Here is a 17858-nt window from a genome sequence, read left to right on the forward strand (position 1 = left end):
GGATCACGGCAAAGCCGCGCCGGGCCAAGGCTGGCGGGCAGCGGGGCGCAAAGCCTTGTGCCGCGCCGCCGGCAAGGGCAAGGCATCGGATATCAGGGTTTGCCCTGATGCCGGCAACAGGGCATGCGCTCCGCGCATGCCTCGGCCCGGGGCGCCGCATCAAACGCTGGCGCGATATCTGGAGCGCGGGGCACTCGGTGTCGGGTGTCGCGCAGGTGGAGTCGGTGGCAGAACTGGTGGCGCGCACGCGGCAGGAATTCGACGCGGCGCGCGCGGCGGCATGCCGGGCGCTGGCGCCGGAGGCTCCTGATTCAGCGCCTGACACAGCGCCCGGCGCGCAACGCCTGGCCTAAGCCGCGGCACTACATCACCCGGCCAAACCACCACAGCGACAGCAGCCCCGCCATCGCCGCCAGCAGCGCGCCCAGCGCGGTGAAGAACGCGGTGACCTCCACCTGGTCGCGCTTGTCGAAGGCCAGCTTGGCGTTGAGCGCGCTGTACACCTTCTTCAGCTGGGCCGTGTCTTCCAGCCGGAAGTACTCGGCGCCGGTTGCGTTGGCGACCTGCTTCAGGACCTTCTCGTCCAGCCTGACGCGGGACGACATGCCGTCGACCGACAGCACCACGCCCTCGGGGGTGCCGACGCCCACGGTATAGACGCGCACGCCGTAGTTGGCGGCCAGCTCCGCGGCCTGCAGTGCGCCCGGGCCGGCGTTGCTCTCGCCGTCGGAGAACACCACGATCGCGCCCGCGCCGTACGAGCCGGGCGAGACCGGCTCCGTGTCGCTGTCGGGGGACGAGGAGGCGCTGCCCGGGACCGCCGGCTTCTTCGGCTGCGGGCTGTCGTCGTTCATCAGGCGTTCGGCCTCGTTGGTGGCCTGCGGCAGCAGCTCAGTCAGCGCGATCAGCAGGCCATTGCCCAGCGCCGTGCCGCCCTGCGGCTTCAGGCGCTCGATGGCGGCAGCCACGTCGTCCTTGCTGCGGCTTGGGGCCTGCGCCACGGCCGCGGTGCCGGCCATCGCCACCACGCCGACGCTGACGCTCGCGGGCTGGTCTTCCAGCAAGACCCGGGCGGCCTGCTGCGCCGCGCGGATGCGGGTGGGCTTGATGTCCTTCGCGCGCATGCTTCCGGACAGGTCGATGACCAGGATCACGGTCTTGATGCGCGAGGGCAGCGTCAGCAGGGCCTGGGGCCGGGCGATGGCGACGATCAGCGCGGTCAGCGCCAGCAGCGTCAGGGCTGGTGCCACATGGCGGCGCCAGCCCGCGCCGCCGCGGACGGGCACGCCGACAGACTTCAGCGCGGGGTAGTGCACGGTCGCGCGCCGGCGGCGCGCATCCAGCCACAGGTAGCCGCCCGCCAGCACCAGCACGGTGGCGAGCCCCCACAGCATGCTCGGCCACAGGAAGCTGAAGACGGGCAGGCGGGTTATCGCTTCGGTCATGCCGCACCCCTGGCGGTTCCTTGCCGGTGGCGCCGCTGGCGCGTGAAACTCAGCAGCGCCAGGTCCAGCCGGGCGTAGGTCGACAGCGTCAGGCACTGCACGCCGGCCCGCGCGAAGGCATTGTGCAGCTCGGCCTCGCGCGCCTCGGCCGCGGCGGCGAAGCGCTTGCGGAAGGCCGGGTCATGCGTGTCGACGAAGATCTGCTCGGCGGTCTCGGCATCCTGCAGCACCACCAGGCCCAGGTCGGGCAGGGCCAGTTCGAGCGGATCGACCAGCCGCACCGCCACCACTTCATGGCGCCGCGCCAGCATGCCGAGCGACGCCTGCCAGCCGGTCGCGCTGATGAAGTCGGACACGACGAACACCACCGAGCGCCGCCTGGCAACCAGGCGTGCCTGCTCCAGCAGGTCGCGCAGTCGGGTCTCGCCAGGGCAGGCCGCCGGCGTGGCATGCATGCGGTCGAGCACGTGCAGCAGCTGGCGCCGGCCCGAGCGCGCGGGGATCACGGTCGCGGCCTTTTCGGTGGCGCCGCCATAGAGCACGGCGCCGACGCGGTTGCCGTAGCGCGTCAGCAGCAGCGCCATCACCGTGGTGAAGTCGGTGAGCAGGTCGCGCTTGCGCACCGCGCCCGAGCCGAACTCGACCGATCCGCTCAGGTCCAGCACGAACCACGCCGAGACGTCGCGGTCTTCCTGGAACTCGCGCACGTGCGGGGTCTGCAGCCGCGCGGTCACGTTCCAGTCGATATGGCGCACGTCGTCGCCGGGGCGGTATTCGCGCAGGTCGGCCAGGTCCAGCCCGAAGCCGCGGAACAGCGTGCGGTAGTCGCCCTGCAGCAGCCCGTCGAGGCGGCGCACCACGGTCCATTCGAGCCGTCGCAGCAGCGCCTCGGTCTGCTTGGACCCGACCGCGGCCACTGCCGCGTTGGCGGCAGCGGAGACCTGCGCCGCGGCCTCCGCCTCCCGGCGGCGCCTAGCGCTCAGCCGCCCGAACATGGGATTCCAGCGGCCGCTCGGGGACCGGCTGCGCCTGCAGGATGCGGCCGACCAGATGGTCGGCCGTGACGCCATCGGACATGGCCTCGTAAGACAGCGCCAGGCGGTGGCGCAGGACGTCGGGCACCAGGTCGGCAACGTCTTCCGGCAGCGCATAGTGCCGGCCGCGCAGGAAGGCCAGTGCGCGCGCACCCTCGATCAGGCCGATGGTGGCGCGCGGGCTGGCGCCGAAGGCAATATAGCGGTCCATGTCCTCCACGCCGTAGCTGCCGGGCTTGCGCGTGGCCGCCACCACGCGCACCGCGTACTGGATCAGCGCGGGATCGACATAGACCCTGCGGCACGCCTCCTGCAGCTCGGCCAGGTGCTCGGGCGTGGCGACCGCGCCCACGTTGATGCGCGGGCCGGTGACGCGGTTGACGATCACGACCTCTTCTTCCTCGCTCGGGTAGCCCACCAGCACCTTCATCATGAAGCGGTCGACCTGCGCCTCGGGCAGCGGATAGGTGCCCTCGGTCTCGATCGGGTTCTGCGTGGCCATCACCAGGAAGGGCGACGGCACGCGGTGGGTCTCGCCGGCGATGGTGACCTGCTTCTCCTGCATGACCTCGAGCAGCGCGCTCTGCACCTTGGCCGGCGCGCGGTTGATCTCGTCAGCCAGCAGCAGGTTGGCGAACACCGGGCCGCGCACGGTGGAGAACTCGCCGGTGCCCTGGTTATACATGCGCGTGCCGATCAGGTCGGCGGGCAGCAGGTCTGGCGTGAACTGGATGCGCTTGAACGTGCCGCTCATGGTCCGCGCCAGCGTGTTGACCGTCAGCGTCTTGGCCAGCCCCGGCACCCCTTCGACCAGCAGGTGCCCGCCGGCAAGCATCGCCACCAGCACACGTTCGAGAAAGTGGTCTTGGCCCACGACCACGCGCTTCACCTCGTACAGCAGGCGTTCCATCAAGTCTGCGCTGTCGGCAGCGTCCCTGGCTTGGTCGTTCATAGGCCCCCACGTTTCAGAAAGGAGAAGATCCGATGGCAACGCCGGCGCTCTCGATGGTGACGGCAAAGCCGATCCCGAGGAAAGTGCCGCTCTGGTTAGGGTTGAGGATGGCAGTGACGATGCCGACTACTTCCCCGTCCATGTTCACCAGCGGCCCGCCCGAGTTGCCCGGGTTGGCGGCCGCGTCGAACTGGATGAGCTTGTCCAGGCTCTGCTTGCGGTCGGGCGAGACGAAATGGCGGTCGAGCCCGGAGACCACGCCGGCCGACACCGACGGGCCGATGCCGAACGGGAAGCCGACCGCCACGACTTCGCTGCCGGGCGCCAGATCACGGCTGGAGCCGAGTGTCGCCGCCGGCAGGTCGTCGGGAATGGATTTGGGCCGGAGCACGGCGAGGTCTTTCTCGGGGATGGCCTGCACCACGGTGGCTTCGGCCATGTGGCCGTCGTGGAACCTGACCTCCAGCCGCTTGGCATCGGCGACGACGTGGTAGCTGGTCAGCACCATGCCGGTTTCGGTCACGACCACGCCCGAGCCGATGTGGCGCGCTTCGCGCTTGCCGCCGGCCGGGTCCTTGCCGTCGGGCGGTTCGCGTTTGGCCAGCTCGTCCTGTGGCGCAGGTTGCGAGGCTGGTGACGACTTGCGGCGTGTGGCAGGGGGATCACGCTTCGCCTTCGGCACGGAGGCCGCTTCCACGGGATCCTCCGCCGGCGTATAGCTGCGGATCTCGACCACCGATTCGCGCACCGCCTCTGCTGCCCTGGCGGTGCGCGACGGCAGGCTTTTGGTCCGCAGCGTGTGCAGCACCGCGGCGTCGATATCTGCCTGCTTGAGCACGCGGGGTGGCGGCTGCGACCACCAGGCGATGGCCGCGCCCGCCGCGATGACCACGACCACCGCCGCCGAGGCCAGCCCGTAGATCGTCACCCGTTTCATCGCTGCCCCCGAGGTCCCGTCCCGCCTTAAAAAATACAGTACCATCCTCTTAACCACGCGCCAAGGAGCAGGGCATGCAGTTTCTCTGGCCGCAGATGCTCTGGTTGCTGCTGGCGCTACCGGTGCTGGCAGCTGCCTACCTGTACCTGCTCGCGCGGCGCAAGAAATCCGCCCTGCTGTATGCCAGCCTTGCGCTGCCCCGCGCCGCGCTGGGCCGGCGCCAACGGCTGCGGCGTCACATCCCCCCAATGCTGTTCCTGGTCGCGCTGGGCGCGGCGCTGCTGGCGTGCGCGCGGCCCACCGCGACCGTCACCTTGCCGTCCGACACGATCACGCTGGTGCTGGCCATGGACATCTCGCGCAGCATGGAGGCCACCGATGTGCCGCCCACGCGCATCGCCGCGGCGCAGCAGGCCGCGCGTGACCTGGTCGTGGGACTTCCGGCCAGCGTGCGGCTCGGCATCGTGTCCTTTGCCGCCACCGCGACCGTGGTGCTGCCGCCGACCAGCAATCGCCAGGATATGCTCGACGCGCTCGATCGGGTCCAGCTGCAACGCGGCACCGCCACCGGCAGCGGGCTGATCCAGGCGCTGGCGGTGCTGTTTCCCGATGACGGCATCGACCTGGAGGCGATACTCTTCAGCGACAGCGCAACCCCGTTCGGCCGCCCGCCGTCGCTCGACGAGGCCGCCGCCGCGGAGGCCGCGCGCAAGCGCGGGCAGGAACGCCAGCCGATGCAGCCCGGCGCATACCGGCATGGCGCGGTGATCCTGCTCAGCGACGGCCGCCGCACCACCGGGCCGGACCCGATCGATGCCGCGCGCATGGCGGCCGAGCGCGGCGTGCGCGTCTATACCGTGGGCTTCGGCTCGCCCCAGGGCGGCGGCGTGCCGGAGTCGAGCCTGGCGTACTTCATGCAGCTCGACGAACCGGCGCTGCGCGCGGTGGCGACGCTGACTGGCGGCGAGTACTTCCAGGCAGGATCGGCCGCCGACCTGACCAGGGTCTATCGCCAGCTCAGCGCCCGTTTCGCGCTGGAGCGCCGGGAAACCGAGCTGAGTGCGCTGTTGTCGGCGGCAGCGGTGCTGCTGCTGGTGCTGGCATCCGGGCTGTCGCTGCTGTGGTTCCGGCGCTGACCGGCGCCGGCAGGCGCAGGCCGCGTCACGCGGTGACGGGCGTACCGGTCACTTCATAGCCTGCGGAATCAGCGGCGCTTCTCTGCACGAGCCGGTGTGGTGCGCTGGGGCAGTACAATGCCGGACGCTTGTTTTACCGGATCTGCCGGATCTGCCTTTCCCGCCACCCGACCGCATCGCCCATGTCCAATCTCATCGTCCACGGTGGCACGCCCCTGCGCGGCCGCATCATCCCTTCGGCCAACAAGAATGCAGTGCTGCCGGTGCTTTGCGCCACGCTGCTGACCGACCAGCCGCTGCGCCTGCACGGCGTGCCGGACATCACCGATGTCCGCAAGATCCTCGATATTTTCCGCATGCTGGGCAGCGATGTCCGTCTCGATGAAGCCACCGGTACGCTCGACCTGCACCACCGCGACACCACTTTCGACGCAGCCACGCACCGGCTCCCGGAAGAAATGCGCTCGTCTATCATGCTGGTGCCGCCGCTGCTGGCCCGCTTCGGCGTGGCGCGGCTGGAAGACAACGTCAAGGGCTGCACGCTGGGCGTGCGCGAGATCGACCCGCACGTCGACATCTTCCGCTCGTTCGGCGGCGCGGTAGAGCGCGCCAGCGGCTCGCTGCTGGTGCGCAGCGGCGAGCCGCTGAAGCCCACGCACCACTGGCTCGACTATGCCTCGGTGACCACCACCGAGAACTTCGTGCTGTGCGCGGCCGCTGCCGAAGGCGAATCGACGCTGACCAATGCCGCGTCCGAGCCGCACGTGCAGGAGTTCTGCCGCTTCATGCAGATGATTGGCGCCGACATCGACGGCATCGGCACCTCGCGGCTGACCGTGCGCGGCGGCGGCCGGCTGCGCGGGGGCGAGTTCACCTTCGAGGAAGATTTCCACGAGATCACCACTTTCCTCGCGCTGGGCGCGATCACCGGCGGCGACGTGGTGGTGCGCAACAGCACGCCGGGCAACTTCCCGCTGATCGACCGCACCTTCGCCAAGTTCGGCGTGCAGGTAGTGCACGAGGACGGCTGGTCGCGCGCGCTGCTGCAGGGACCGCTGAAGGTGCAGACGCCTTTTACCAGCAATGTGCTGACCAAGGTCGAGGCCGCGCCGTGGCCGTATTTCCCGGTCGACCTGCTGCCGATCTTTATCGCGCTGGGCGTGCGTGCGCAGGGCAATGCGATGTTCTGGAACAAGATCTACGACGGCGCGCTCGGCTGGACCGGCGAGCTGTCGAAGTTCGGCGCGCATGTGTTCCAGTCGGACCCGCACCGGCTGATCACCTTCGGCGGCAATCCGCTGACGCCGGCGGTGGTGGAAAGCCCGTACATCATCCGCGTCGCGATCGCGCTGTTCATGGTCGCGGCCAGCATCGAAGGCCGCTCGGAAATCCGCAACGCCACGCCGATCCGGCGCGCGCATCCGCGCTTTGTCGAGAACCTGCGCAGCCTCGGCGTCCATGTCGAGTGGACCAGCGAGGAATGATCGTCGTGCGCGCGCGCTTTTACCCGCCGTGCTTTTACCCGCTATTCCCGGCTGGGAACCCGCGTCGCTGATTCGCCGAAGATCCAGGTCAGTGCCACGCCGGCCGCGAACGCGTCCTTGCGCCGGACCAGCGGGCTGTCCTCGAAGGTGGCGCCGTCCAGCCGGTCATAGCGCATGAAGGCACCCAGCCAGACATGGCGGAAGCGGCGCGACAGCGTCGCCATCGCCATGCTGCCGGCGTAGCCGCCATGGGCCGCGTAGGCCGGCCGCGTAGCGGTCGCGAACTGCGCCTCGACGGCATAGAAGTACTGGTTGTAGCGTGCGGTGGCGAACAGCGGCCCGGCCGTGACGCCCAGGTTCCAGCCCGCGAAGCCGCCCAGGTCGGCGATGTCGAGATGCAGGTTTGGCGAGAAGATCCAGCCGATCGAGCGGGGCGAGGATTCCACTGTCAGGGCCAGCCGCACCGGCAGCCGCAGGTCGAGGCGGGTGCGGTCCGAGTCGGAATGCCATAGCGTCAGGTTCAGCGAGGGGCCGATTTCCACCGCTGTCTTCAGGTCGGGCATGCCGCGGCGCGCTTCGTCGTCGCCGCTTTCCACCGGCAGCGAAAGTCCCAGGCTGACGTTGAGTTCGACGCGGTCGCTGTCGAACAGCTTGCCGCGCACGCCATTGCGGTCGGCGCGCAGGTGCTCGCCACGGTAGATGAAATAGGGCACGGGAAACAGCAGGCTGGCGCGTTGGTCCGAGCCACGGTAGTGCGGCACGGTGATGCCGCCGAGGCCGAGCCCGACTTCCCAAAGCGGTCGTTCTACCTCATCGAGATCCTGTGCCGCGCAGGTCGTGCCAAATGCCGCGGCGGCGAGCGCCAGCGCGCCGCAACGCCTGCATCGCCGCATATCGTACCGGGGAGATTGCGCGCCCTGCAAAATTTACACGCCTGCCAGGCCGTGCGGCCCTTTTCAGCGCACCGGGTCGGGAGGCGTCACCACGCTGACGCCATGCACATGCACCATCTTCCCGCCCCGCCATCCTGGAATCGGGTGTTTGGCAATACTGGCAGGTGTGCGCACGGCAACTCTCCTCTGCGGGCCCGATGTGCCAGCGCAGGCGCAAGAGCCGTACCCACTCGCGCGGCGGCGTGAGGGCTTCATACCCTACACACTGTCAGTGGCATGAGCAAAATCACAAAGGGCCGCCCAGCGGCGGCCCATCACGAGCGGTCGTCTTTCCGGCCGTTCCAGCCGGGCGGATAGAGCGGATGACGCAACGCGGCATACACCAGAACCACGGTTGCCACGGCGGTGATCCAGTCGAGCAGGTCCATAACCCTCCTTGCGGCCCCCGGTGACTGGCATGCCCGGGGGAACGCTTCCACCATAGTCGAGCCATGGCTGCAGGGGAATGAAGGTGTACGCAGAACCATATGCAAGCGGCGATGGCCAGCCAAGGTCGGTGCAACGTAGCAGCGGGGCCAGCGGCATCAGTGCTCCGGTGGCGGCACGGTCACGCCACATTCCTGCGCCACGGCCAGCAGCTTGTCGAAATCCGGTGCGCCGGGCGCGATTTCCTCATCCAGCCGCGTGAACAGGCGCGAGGCGTTGCCGTTGTGGCTGGTGACCGAAACCATTTCGCCGCCCCCGGCGCCGAAACGGAAGTAGTGGACCGTGCCCGCCGGCACATGGACAAAGGTGCCGGCGACCGCCTGGAAGGCCTGCCCGCCATAGCCGATCTCGATCGTCCCGCGGGTCACGAAGAACGATTCGTCCCAGTCATGGCAATGCGGCGGTGGGCCGGTGCCTTCGTCGCCCTGCTGCAGGAAGACCTCGTAGCCCTGCGTGGCGGCGTTGGAGGCGAGCACGGTGATCTTCTCTCCAACTACGTTGAGCGCGCGCGCATAGGCGTCCGGCGTTACCACAAAGGGTTCTGGCTTCATGATGCGCGCCTCCGTTTGTCGGGACCTGGATCCGGGAATGGCAGCGGCGCCCCGCGCCGGGGTGCCGTGGTGTCAGCCTATTCTAGGCGCGGGAAACGGGCTGTCCTAGTGGATCTCCATGCGCATCGGTGCCGGCCTGGGTCGGCATGCACTGGCGGCGGCCATGCCAGCCAACTACGCTTTGTTGCAGGCGCCGCCGAGGCGCCGCAGTCCCCATCCAGCAGGAGATACCATGCCGCAGCGCATCCACAACATCAAGCAATCGCACGAGCTGTTCAACGGCATGAAGCGCGCCAGACCATACGGCATCGTCGCGCTGGTGCTCAGCGGACTGCTGGCCCTGCAGCCGGCGGTGGCGGCACCCCCGGAAGCCAAGGTCACGCTGCTGACGACCGAGCCCTTGCCGCAATACCCGGGCAAGGAAGTGCAGATCATCATGGTGGAATATCCGCCCGGCGGTGCCGACCCGGTACATCGCCACGATGCGCATGGATTTATCTATGTGCTGGAAGGGACCATCGTGATGGGCGTCAGGGGCGGCAAGGAAGTTACGCTGACCGCCGGCCAGACCTGGCACGAAGGCCCTGACGATATCCACTCGGTGGGGCACAACGCCAGCAAGACGCAGCCGGCGAAGTTCCTGGTAATGCTGCTGAAGAACAAGGGGGCGCCGATACTGACGCCGGTGAAGTAGGGCGCAACCGTGAGGACGACCGGCCCGGCGAGCCCTCAGCTGCCGCACGCGTGGATCAGGAACTCCCGCAGCGCGTCGGCCGGCTTGCCCAGCTTGCGTCCCGGCTGCCACAGCATGCCGACCTCCATGTCCGGCACCGCGTTGGCGATGGGCCGGGCTTCGATCTGCTTGCCTTCCAGCGACCACGGCCGGTATACCATGTCGGACAGCACGGTGACGCCGAAGCCGTGCGCGACCAGCCCGCGCAGTGCCTCCATCGACCCGGTGCGGAAGGCGATATTGGGCGAGAGCCGCAGGCTGCGCCAGTAGCGCATGGTCGATTCCTCGGCCTCGTCGACCGTGATCAGGATGTACGGGTAAGCCGCGACGTCGCGCAGCGACGGCCGCTCGATGTCCAGCAGCGGATGGCTGGCCGAGGTCCACAGCTGGCGGCGCGAGCGCATCAGCGTGTGGCGCTTGAAGCGCTGCGGCCGTTCCAGGTTGGACAGCAGCGCGATCCCCAGCTCGATCTCGCCCGCCAGCACGGCGCGCTCGATATCCGGCCGGTCCATGTCAAGCAGGTCCAGCTCGATGTCCGGGTAGTTGGTGCGAAAGCGCGCCAGCAAGCCCGGCAGGAAGTAGCCGAGCACGGTATAGGAGGCGGCCAGGCGCACGCTGCCTTGCAGGCCGTGCACCTGGAAGCGCGGCTCGCGCAGCGCATCCTCGACCGAATCCAGGATCTGGCGCGCATGCTGGTAGAACAGGTGGCCTTCCGCCGTCAGCGTCACGCCGTGCGGGCGCCGCTCGAACAGCCGCACGGCCAGCCGCTGCTCCAGCGCCAGCACGGCGTTGGTCACCGCCGACTGCGACACATGCTCGGCCGTGGCCGCCATCGAGAACTGCCCGGTTTCCGCCGCCGCGACAAAGTAGCGGAACTGCCGCAATGTGATTTCCTTGGCAAGTCTCTCCGAGCTCTCGCGCGCCTTGGCCATGTATGTCTCCGGGGATATCCGTTTTGCAGATATCAGGTGTGGGAATTCTTGATTTTACGATAACCAGCGGGATTCCTACACTGCTCCGGACACCAGAATAAGCACGGAGACATCGTGAACGCACCGCTACCCCACACCCTCCTCGACACCCTCGCCAGCGCCAGCCTGGACGACAAGTACACCCTGGACAAAGGCCGCGTCTACATGAGCGGGGTCCAGGCGCTGGTCCGCCTGCCGATGCTGCAGAAGGCGCGCGACCGCGCCGCCGGCCTGAACACGGCCGGCTTTATCTCCGGCTACCGCGGCTCGCCGCTGGGCGGTGTCGACCAGGCGCTGTGGAAGGCCAAGAAACACCTGGCGGACAACGATGTTGTGTTCCAGCCCGGCGTCAACGAAGACCTTGCCGCCACCGCGGTGTGGGGGTCGCAGCAAGTCAACCTGTTCCCCAACGCCTCGCGCGATGGCGTGTTCTCGATGTGGTATGGCAAGGGTCCGGGCGTGGACCGGTCCATCGACGTGCTCAAGCACGCCAATTCGGCCGGCTCGTCGCGCCATGGCGGCGTGCTGCTGCTGGCCGGCGACGACCATGCCGCCAAGTCCTCCACCGTCGCGCACCAGTCCGAGCACGTGCTGCAGGCCGCCGGCATCCCGGTGCTGTATCCGGCCAACGTGCAGGAATACCTCGACTACGGCCTGCACGGCTGGGCCATGAGCCGCTATTCCGGCCTGTGGGTGTCGATGAAGTGCGTCACCGATGTGGTCGAGTCGACCGCCTCGGTCGAGATCGACCCCGACCGCGTGCAGGTGGTGCTGCCGCAAGACTTTGCCATGCCGGCCGGCGGCCTCAATATCCGCTGGCCCGATACCCCGCTGGAACAGGAAGCGCGCCTGCTCGACCACAAGTGGTATGCGGCGCTCGCCTATGTCCGCGCGAACCGCCTGAACCGCGTGGTGCTCGATTCGCCCAATGCGCGCTTCGGCATCATGACCGCCGGCAAGGCTTACCTGGACGTGCGCCAGGCGCTGGCCGACCTTGGCCTCGACGACGAGACCTGCGCCCGCATCGGCATTCGCGTCTACAAGGTAGGCTGCGTGTGGCCGCTGGAGGCGCATGGCGCGCGCGAGTTCGCCACCGGCCTGGAAGAAATCCTGGTGGTGGAAGAGAAGCGCCAGATCCTGGAATACGCGCTCAAGGAAGAGCTGTACAACTGGCGTGAGGACGTGCGGCCCAAGGTGTTCGGCAAGTTCGACCAGCGCGGCAACGACGGCGGCGAATGGTCGGTGCCGCGCGGCAACTGGCTGCTGCCGGCGCACTACGAGCTGTCGCCGGCGCTGATCGCCAAGGCTATCGCCCGGCGCCTGGAGCGCTTCGACCTGCCGGAAGCCGTGCGCGCCCGCATCGCCGCGCGCGTCGCGGTGATCGAGGCCAAGGAGCGCGAGGCCGCGCAGCCGCGCATCTCGGCCGAGCGCAAGCCCTGGTTCTGCTCGGGCTGCCCGCACAACACCTCCACGCGCGTGCCGGAAGGCTCGCGCGCGCTGGCCGGCATCGGCTGCCACTACATGACCTTGTGGATGGACCGCAATACCGACACCTTCAGCCAGATGGGCGGTGAAGGGGTGGCGTGGACCGGCCAGATGCATTTCACCGGCGACAAGCACGTGTTCGCCAACCTGGGCGACGGCACCTATTTCCACTCGGGCCTGCTGGCGATCCGCGCCTCGATTGCGGCGAAGGCCAATATCACCTACAAGATCCTGTTCAATGACGCGGTGGCGATGACCGGCGGCCAGCCGATCGACGGCGTGCTGACCGTGCCGCAGATTGCCCACCAGGTGCTGGCCGAGGGCGCCAAGAAGCTGGTCGTCGTCACCGACGAGCCGCAGAAGTACGGCGACGGCAGCATGCTGCCGTCCGGCGTGACGGTGTTCCATCGCGACCAGCTCGATGCCGTGCAGCTGGAGCTGCGCGACACCGAGGGCGTCACCGTCCTGATCTACGACCAGACCTGCGCCACCGAGAAGCGCCGCCGCCGCAAGCGCGGCACGTATCCCGATCCGGCCAGGCGCGCCTTTATCAACGACGCTGTGTGCGAAGGCTGCGGCGACTGCTCGGCCAAGTCCAACTGCCTGTCGGTGGAACCGCTGGAGACCGAACTGGGCACCAAGCGCCGGATCAACCAGTCGTCGTGCAACAAGGATTTCTCCTGCGTCAACGGCTTCTGCCCCAGCTTCGTCACCGCCGAGGGCGCGCAGGTGCGCAAGCCCGCGGCGGCGGGCGGCAAGGGCGCCGGCGCCGATTTCGAGGCGCTGCCGATGCCAACGCTTCCCGCGCTGGAACGGCCGTATGGCGTGCTGGTGACGGGCGTGGGCGGCACCGGCGTGGTGACCATCGGCGGCTTGCTCGGCATGGCCGCGCACCTGGAGCGCAAGGGCGTCACCGTGCTCGACATGGCAGGCCTGGCGCAGAAGGGCGGGGCGGTGATCAGCCACGTGCAGATCGCACCGGCGCCGCATGACCTGCATGCCACGCGTATCGCCACCGGCGACGCGCGGCTGGTGATCGGCGGCGACGCCATCGTCTCGGCCTCGGCCGAGGTGCTGTCCAAGACCCGGCACGGCGTGACCGCTGCGGTGGTCAACAGCGCCAACACCCCGACCGCCGAGTTCATCAAGAACCCGAAGTGGAAGTTCCCCGGCGCCAGCGCCGAGCAGGACCTGCGCAACAGCGTGGGCGAGGCCAGCGCGTTTATCGACGCCAGCGCCTGGGCCGTGACGCTGCTGGCCGATGCCATCTACTCCAACCCGCTGCTGCTCGGCTTTGCCTGGCAGAAAGGCTGGATCCCGCTGCAGCATGCCAGCCTGCTGCGCGCGATCGAACTCAACGGCGTGTCGGTCGACAAGAACCGCCAGGCGTTCGAATGGGGCCGGTATCTCGCGCACCACGGCGAGGCTGCCGTGAAGGCGCTGCTGCCGGATGCGCCGGCGCAGACGGCCCACGTGGTGGCGTTGCCGCAGACGCTCGACACGCTGATCCGCAAGCGCGAGTCGATGCTGACCGACTACCAGAACGCCGCGTACGCCAGCCGCTACCGTGAAGCGGTCGAGCGTATCCGCGCCGCCGAGCAGAAGCTGGGCGCCGACCGCAAGCTGCCGCTGACCGAAGCGGTGGCGCGCAACCTGGCCAAGCTGATGGCGTACAAGGACGAGTACGAGGTGGCGCGCCTGTACGCCGACCCGGCCTTCCTCGACAAGCTGCGCGCGCAGTTCGAAGGCGAGCCCGGCCGCGACTACCAGCTCAACTTCTGGCTGGCCCCGCCCACGCTGACGAATGCGGGCAAGACCGACAGCAAGGGCCATCCGGTGAAGCGCCGCTTCGGCCCGCGCACGCTGACCGCCTTCCGCCTGCTGGCCCGCCTGAAAGGCCTGCGCGGCACAGCGTTCGACGTGTTCGGCAAGACCGCGGAGCGTCGCGCCGAGCGCGCGCTGGTGGCCGACTACCTGGCCATGGTCGACGAGTTCGCCGCCTCGCTGGGCGCCGACAAGCTCGACACCGCGCTGGCGCTGGCCACGTTGCCCGACGACATCCGCGGCTACGGCCATGTCAAGGAAGCCAGCATGCAGGCAGCGGCCGCGCGCCGCGAAGCACTGCTGGCGGAGTATCGCGGGGCGGCGCGCCGGGCCGCGGCCTGAGCGCCGGCGTGCAACCGGGAAAAGCCCGGGCTGGCCGGACCTGGCATGGTCCGGCCACAATCGGCTATCCTCCCGGCTGCACCCGGAGACTCCCTTGACGCAAGACCCCGCCTTCCACCGCAAGACCGCCACGGACGATGACCTGACGCTGCGCCGCGAGACCATCCGCTGGATGGCCGAGCTGCCCGACGCGGTCCGTCCGGTAGAACTGGGGCGGGCTTTCCCCCGCATCGTCAATACCGTCGCCGCCAAGTGGTTCGATGCGGTCGGATGCCGGCACTACCTGAACGGCCTGCAGTTCGACGACCGCGGCGGCCGCCAGGGCTTTTCGTTCGCGATCGTGCAGGAGATCGCCGCGCTGCGCGAGCATTTCGACGCGGTCTATCCGCCAGACCACGATGTCTGGCAGAAGGCCTTCGATGCCGGCCAGCGCTGACCCGGCTATCGGGTTTTAAGAACCATCGGCATGAATAGCGCAGCGATCACTGCCGGGGGAGAAATGCCGGCGAGTTGCGCATCGTTATCTTTCGGCGGGAAAGTTATCGCCGGCGATTCCAACCTTGCCTTCAATCCTTTCCTGTATCCGAAGCTGCCGTACAACCCGTCGAAGGACCTGACCGGCGTGGCGATGCTGGCCAACTGCAAGTCATGCGCGAGCTGGGCGCACTGACCGACTGGGTGCAGGACCGCTACCGCGAGAGCATCCGCCCCGGCCGCCTGGTGCAGGAACTCGATCACGCCATGGCGGCGCTGATGGTCGAGGAAGCCGCCCGGCGCTTTCCCGGCGAGGACTTCGACATCCTCAAGTGCTGGACGCTCACCGGCCCGGCCTCGGCCTCGCCGCATGGCGACGGCGCCGCGTGCGGATCGCGCATCGCCGAAGGCGACACCATCGTCAATCTCATACTGCCGCGGCTGAACGGCCTCTATGTCGAGAACGAGCGCACATGGTTCTGCGGCCGGCCCGGAGACGAGCAGGCGCGGCTCTACCAGGTCGCGGCCCGCGCGACCGATGCCGCCGTCGCCTCCGCGGTGCCCGGCCGGTGCGTCTGCGACATGGACGCCGCCGCACAAGCGGTGATCGAAGCGGCCGGCTGCGGACAGTACGTGTTCCACCGCACCGGGCATGCGGTCGGGCTGATGCTGCACGAGTATCCCGAAGACATGGCCTTCAACACGCGCGCGCTGCTGGCGGGAGAGGTGTATTCGTCGGAGCCGGGGCTGTACGTCTACGGGCTGGGCGGATTCCGGCTCGATGACACGGTCATCGTCGGGAAGTGCCCGAGGTGATCGTGAAGACGCCGAAGACGCTGGAGTACGCGACGGTGTTGTAGGGGCCGACAAGGCAGGGCGGCGCCGGAAGCCGCAAACGCACAGACCAGACCCGGGACCACCCGCGCCTTCATTTTCCGACACTGTCATTGCGGCGTGATAACGTCGCGCGAGGCAAATTCCATGTGAAGGGAGCAGGCATGCAAGCGGGCATTGTCGAGGCGGGCTATGGATCGGACCCGGTCGGCCTGGTCAGCGGTTTCCTGTTCGCGCCCGGCGGGGCCATGCGCGAGATCGATTCGCGGGGCGCGGCGGCTTGGCTGCAGCAGGCGCCGCCGGCTGCCGCGCACGAGCGCTGCTTCGTCTGGCTGCATTTCAACCTGTCCCACAGCGCCTGCGAACGCTGGATGAAGGGGCACCTGGGGCTGCCGGACGAATACTTCGAGGCGCTGCGCCAGGGCTCGCGCTCGACGCGGATCGAGCGTCTGGACACCGCGCTGCTGGCCGTGGTCAACGATGTGATCTACAACTTCGGCGTCTCATCGACGGACATTTCGACCATGTGGGCCCACGCTGACCACCGCCTGCTGGTCACGGCCCGGGCGCGGCCGCTGCGCTCGGTGGACCGGCTGCGCGAGGCGGTGCGGCACGGCGAGGCGTTCCGCTCGCCGGCGGACCTGATGGTGCACCTGCTGCGCGACCAGGCCGACGTGCTGGTGCAGATCGTGCGCGAGACCGGCGTGAACGTCGACCAGATCGAGGACCAGCTGCTGTCGCAGCGGCTGCAGGGCAACCGCGCCGATCTGGGCGCGATGCGGCGCGGCCTGGTGCGGCTGCAACGGCTGCTGGCGCCCGAGCCGGGCGCGCTGTTCCGGCTGCTGAACCGGCCGCCGGCGTGGCTGCAGGAAACCGACCTGCAGGAGCTGCGCGAATCGACCGAAGAGTTCTCGCTGGTGCTCAACGACCTTGCCGCGCTGGTCGAACGCATCAAGCTGCTGCAGGAAGAGATCGCCGCCAAGCTCAACGAGCAGACCAACCGCACGCTGTTCACGCTGACGCTGGTGACCGTGCTGGCGCTGCCGATCAATATCGTGGCCGGCTTCTTTGGCATGAACGTGGGCGGCATCCCGCTGGCCGAGCATCCGCACGGCTTCTGGGTGCTGGTGGCACTGGTGGCCAGCTTCACTGTGCTGGCGGGGCGCTGGGCGTTTCGCAAGCAGGCAGGTTAGCGACGTTGGCGAGGTTGGCGGCGTGCCGGCCAGGCTGGCATGCCGCCAGCGTCTGCCGGATGCCCTCGGCGTAGGGCGTCTTGCGGATCGGCCCGATCAGCCGCTGCAGCGCGGCATCGTCCAGGATCAGCGGATCGGTCATCAGGTAGTGCATCTCGACCAGTTCGCGCATGAACGGGTTGAACAGCCCGAGCAGGCGCAGCATGCCCTTGCCGGCGATGCGCAGCCTGAGCCGGCGGCCGGTCTGCCTTTCCATCTCCAATACCAGTTCGCGCTGTGTCGTGGCGCCGGCGCCGGCCAGGTGCCAGATCCTGCCGAAGGCCGCGGGCGTATCCGCCAGCCGCGCCACCACCGGCCCCACGTCCGGCACATAGACGAACTCGTGCGGCGCATCGATCGGCCCGATCATGTCCGCGGTGCCGCCGGATACGGCAGCCTGCGCGGCGCGGTGCAGCAGGCTGGCCTGCACGCCCGGGCCGTAGAAGTCGGGCAGCCGCAGCACCGTGGCGCGGATGCGCCCGGCGGCGTCGGCCTGCATCAGCAGGTCTTCCTGCGCCTTGCGCATGCGGCCCTTGAAGGTATGCGGCGCGCGCGGGTGGTCCTCGCTGACCGGATTGCCGCCCTGGACGCGTCCGTAGGGGTAGACGGTGCCGATCAGGATGAATTGCCTGACGCCCGCTGCGAGCGCGCCATCCAGTGTCTTGCGCAGCAGTTCCGGGTGCAGGTCGAAGCGCCAGTAGTCGACGCCGACCATGTAGACCAGCGTGTCGATGCCGCTCGCCGCGGCCTGGACGGAGGCCGGCGAATCGGGGTCCCACGCGACGATCTCGGCGAGCGGGTCGGCCCCGAAGGCCTGGTGGAGGCGCGCCGCATCGCGGCCGACTACGCGATACGGCTCGCCCCGGCCTGCCAGTGCGGCGGCGATGCTGTGGCCAATGGCGCCGGCGGCGCCAAACAGCGCGATCCTGGACATGGGATTCTCCTTGGCATGGGTGCTGTCGTGGTCTGATGCAGGCCAGTTTGCGGGCATCTCGGCAAAAAGAAAATTGCCTATAATCGGCTGGTTGCTAAACAAAAATGCATA

At 68.6% G+C, this 17858-nt stretch carries 15 protein-coding genes and 1 pseudogene; 8 read left to right on the forward strand and 8 right to left on the reverse strand.

Annotation, left to right across the window (positions count from 1 at the left end; genetic code table 11):
* Positions 1–362: 362 nt before the first annotated feature.
* Genes IPF36_RS27625 through IPF36_RS27640 form a run of 4 tightly spaced genes read right to left on the reverse strand, consistent with a single transcriptional unit; the run spans position 363 to position 4368 of the window.
* Positions 363–1445, reverse strand: a complete 1083-nt coding sequence (locus IPF36_RS27625; RefSeq protein ID WP_135703752.1) for a VWA domain-containing protein — start codon at positions 1443–1445, stop codon at positions 363–365.
* Positions 1442–2440, reverse strand: coding sequence for a DUF58 domain-containing protein (locus IPF36_RS27630; RefSeq protein WP_133095277.1), 999 nt, complete (start codon positions 2438–2440; stop codon positions 1442–1444). The genes IPF36_RS27625 and IPF36_RS27630 overlap by 4 nt, the downstream gene beginning before the upstream one ends.
* Complete coding sequence (locus IPF36_RS27635) at positions 2418–3431, reverse strand: MoxR family ATPase (RefSeq protein WP_133095276.1); 1014 nt, start codon at positions 3429–3431, stop codon at positions 2418–2420. The genes IPF36_RS27630 and IPF36_RS27635 overlap by 23 nt, the downstream gene beginning before the upstream one ends.
* Positions 3432–3444: 13 nt before the next feature.
* Complete coding sequence (locus IPF36_RS27640; RefSeq protein WP_133095275.1) at positions 3445–4368, reverse strand: S1C family serine protease; 924 nt, start codon at positions 4366–4368, stop codon at positions 3445–3447.
* Positions 4369–4442: 74 nt separating this feature from the next.
* On the opposite strand from IPF36_RS27640, the gene IPF36_RS27645 reads away from it, so the two are divergent.
* Entirely contained in the window at positions 4443–5504 is a 1062-nt protein-coding gene (locus IPF36_RS27645) for a VWA domain-containing protein (RefSeq protein WP_133095274.1), read from the forward strand.
* Between the two features lie 182 nt (positions 5505–5686).
* Positions 5687–6988: a UDP-N-acetylglucosamine 1-carboxyvinyltransferase gene (locus IPF36_RS27650; protein WP_133095273.1), complete on the forward strand. Its 1302-nt coding sequence runs from the start codon at positions 5687–5689 to the stop codon at positions 6986–6988.
* A 41-nt stretch (positions 6989–7029) separates the two neighbouring features.
* Here IPF36_RS27650 and IPF36_RS27655 read toward each other — a convergent pair whose 3' ends face one another.
* A complete protein-coding gene (locus IPF36_RS27655; RefSeq protein WP_195431506.1) occupies positions 7030–7881 on the reverse strand; it encodes a MipA/OmpV family protein in 852 nt (283 codons plus the stop codon).
* Between the two features lie 584 nt (positions 7882–8465).
* Complete coding sequence (locus tag IPF36_RS27660; RefSeq protein WP_133095271.1) at positions 8466–8918, reverse strand: cupin domain-containing protein; 453 nt, start codon at positions 8916–8918, stop codon at positions 8466–8468.
* A gap of 283 nt (positions 8919–9201) precedes the next feature.
* On the opposite strand from IPF36_RS27660, the gene IPF36_RS27665 reads away from it, so the two are divergent.
* Positions 9202–9612: a cupin domain-containing protein gene (locus IPF36_RS27665; protein WP_133095399.1), complete on the forward strand. Its 411-nt coding sequence runs from the start codon at positions 9202–9204 to the stop codon at positions 9610–9612.
* A 35-nt stretch (positions 9613–9647) separates the two neighbouring features.
* Here the strand turns inward: IPF36_RS27665 and IPF36_RS27670 are convergent, their stop codons facing one another.
* Positions 9648–10583: a LysR substrate-binding domain-containing protein gene (locus IPF36_RS27670; RefSeq protein WP_133095270.1), complete on the reverse strand. Its 936-nt coding sequence runs from the start codon at positions 10581–10583 to the stop codon at positions 9648–9650.
* Positions 10584–10697: 114 nt separating this feature from the next.
* Between IPF36_RS27670 and IPF36_RS27675 the strand changes: the two genes are divergently transcribed.
* The 5 genes and pseudogenes from IPF36_RS27675 (at position 10698) to IPF36_RS27695 (ending at position 16774) form a co-directional block, all read left to right on the forward strand.
* A complete protein-coding gene (locus IPF36_RS27675; RefSeq protein ID WP_135703754.1) occupies positions 10698–14273 on the forward strand; it encodes an indolepyruvate ferredoxin oxidoreductase family protein in 3576 nt (1191 codons plus the stop codon).
* Positions 14274–14367: 94 nt separating this feature from the next.
* Positions 14368–14709 (forward strand): hypothetical protein, encoded by a 342-nt coding sequence (locus IPF36_RS27680; protein ID WP_135703755.1) that lies wholly within the window; start codon positions 14368–14370, stop codon positions 14707–14709.
* A gap of 30 nt (positions 14710–14739) precedes the next feature.
* Positions 14740–14943 (forward strand): tripartite tricarboxylate transporter substrate-binding protein, encoded by a 204-nt coding sequence (locus IPF36_RS34870; RefSeq protein WP_240745867.1) that lies wholly within the window; start codon positions 14740–14742, stop codon positions 14941–14943.
* Positions 14910–15607, forward strand: a pseudogene (locus tag IPF36_RS27690) (M24 family metallopeptidase); the annotation flags it as partial. The gene IPF36_RS34870 and the pseudogene IPF36_RS27690, both read left to right, overlap by 34 nt.
* A gap of 138 nt (positions 15608–15745) precedes the next feature.
* Complete coding sequence (locus IPF36_RS27695) at positions 15746–16774, forward strand: transporter (RefSeq protein ID WP_135703756.1); 1029 nt, start codon at positions 15746–15748, stop codon at positions 16772–16774.
* Here the strand turns inward: IPF36_RS27695 and IPF36_RS27700 are convergent.
* Positions 16728–17747, reverse strand: coding sequence for an NAD-dependent epimerase/dehydratase family protein (locus IPF36_RS27700; protein ID WP_195431508.1), 1020 nt, complete (start codon positions 17745–17747; stop codon positions 16728–16730). The two genes, IPF36_RS27695 and IPF36_RS27700, sit on opposite strands and share 47 nt — an antisense overlap.
* Positions 17748–17858: the final 111 nt, after the last annotated feature.

This window comes from Cupriavidus sp. IK-TO18, from assembly GCF_015549295.1.
Lineage (GTDB): Bacteria > Pseudomonadota > Gammaproteobacteria > Burkholderiales > Burkholderiaceae > Cupriavidus > Cupriavidus oxalaticus_A.

What these genes read in the sequence shown, in the direction of transcription:
- IPF36_RS27625 (WP_135703752.1), bottom strand. Translation starts at nt 1,445, where the DNA reads ATGACCGAAGCGATAACCCGCCTGCCCGTCTTCAGCTTCCTGTGGCCG.
- IPF36_RS27630 (WP_133095277.1), bottom strand. Translation starts at nt 2,440, where the DNA reads ATGTTCGGGCGGCTGAGCGCTAGGCGCCGCCGGGAGGCGGAGGCCGCG.
- IPF36_RS27635 (WP_133095276.1), bottom strand. Translation starts at nt 3,431, where the DNA reads ATGAACGACCAAGCCAGGGACGCTGCCGACAGCGCAGACTTGATGGAA.
- IPF36_RS27640 (WP_133095275.1), bottom strand. Translation starts at nt 4,368, where the DNA reads ATGAAACGGGTGACGATCTACGGGCTGGCCTCGGCGGCGGTGGTCGTG.
- IPF36_RS27645 (WP_133095274.1), top strand. Translation starts at nt 4,443, where the DNA reads ATGCAGTTTCTCTGGCCGCAGATGCTCTGGTTGCTGCTGGCGCTACCG.
- IPF36_RS27650 (WP_133095273.1), top strand. Translation starts at nt 5,687, where the DNA reads ATGTCCAATCTCATCGTCCACGGTGGCACGCCCCTGCGCGGCCGCATC.
- IPF36_RS27655 (WP_195431506.1), bottom strand. Translation starts at nt 7,881, where the DNA reads ATGCGGCGATGCAGGCGTTGCGGCGCGCTGGCGCTCGCCGCCGCGGCA.
- IPF36_RS27660 (WP_133095271.1), bottom strand. Translation starts at nt 8,918, where the DNA reads ATGAAGCCAGAACCCTTTGTGGTAACGCCGGACGCCTATGCGCGCGCG.
- IPF36_RS27665 (WP_133095399.1), top strand. Translation starts at nt 9,202, where the DNA reads ATGAAGCGCGCCAGACCATACGGCATCGTCGCGCTGGTGCTCAGCGGA.
- IPF36_RS27670 (WP_133095270.1), bottom strand. Translation starts at nt 10,583, where the DNA reads ATGGCCAAGGCGCGCGAGAGCTCGGAGAGACTTGCCAAGGAAATCACA.
- IPF36_RS34870 (WP_240745867.1), top strand. Translation starts at nt 14,740, where the DNA reads ATGAATAGCGCAGCGATCACTGCCGGGGGAGAAATGCCGGCGAGTTGC.
- IPF36_RS27695 (WP_135703756.1), top strand. Translation starts at nt 15,746, where the DNA reads ATGCAAGCGGGCATTGTCGAGGCGGGCTATGGATCGGACCCGGTCGGC.
- IPF36_RS27700 (WP_195431508.1), bottom strand. Translation starts at nt 17,747, where the DNA reads ATGTCCAGGATCGCGCTGTTTGGCGCCGCCGGCGCCATTGGCCACAGC.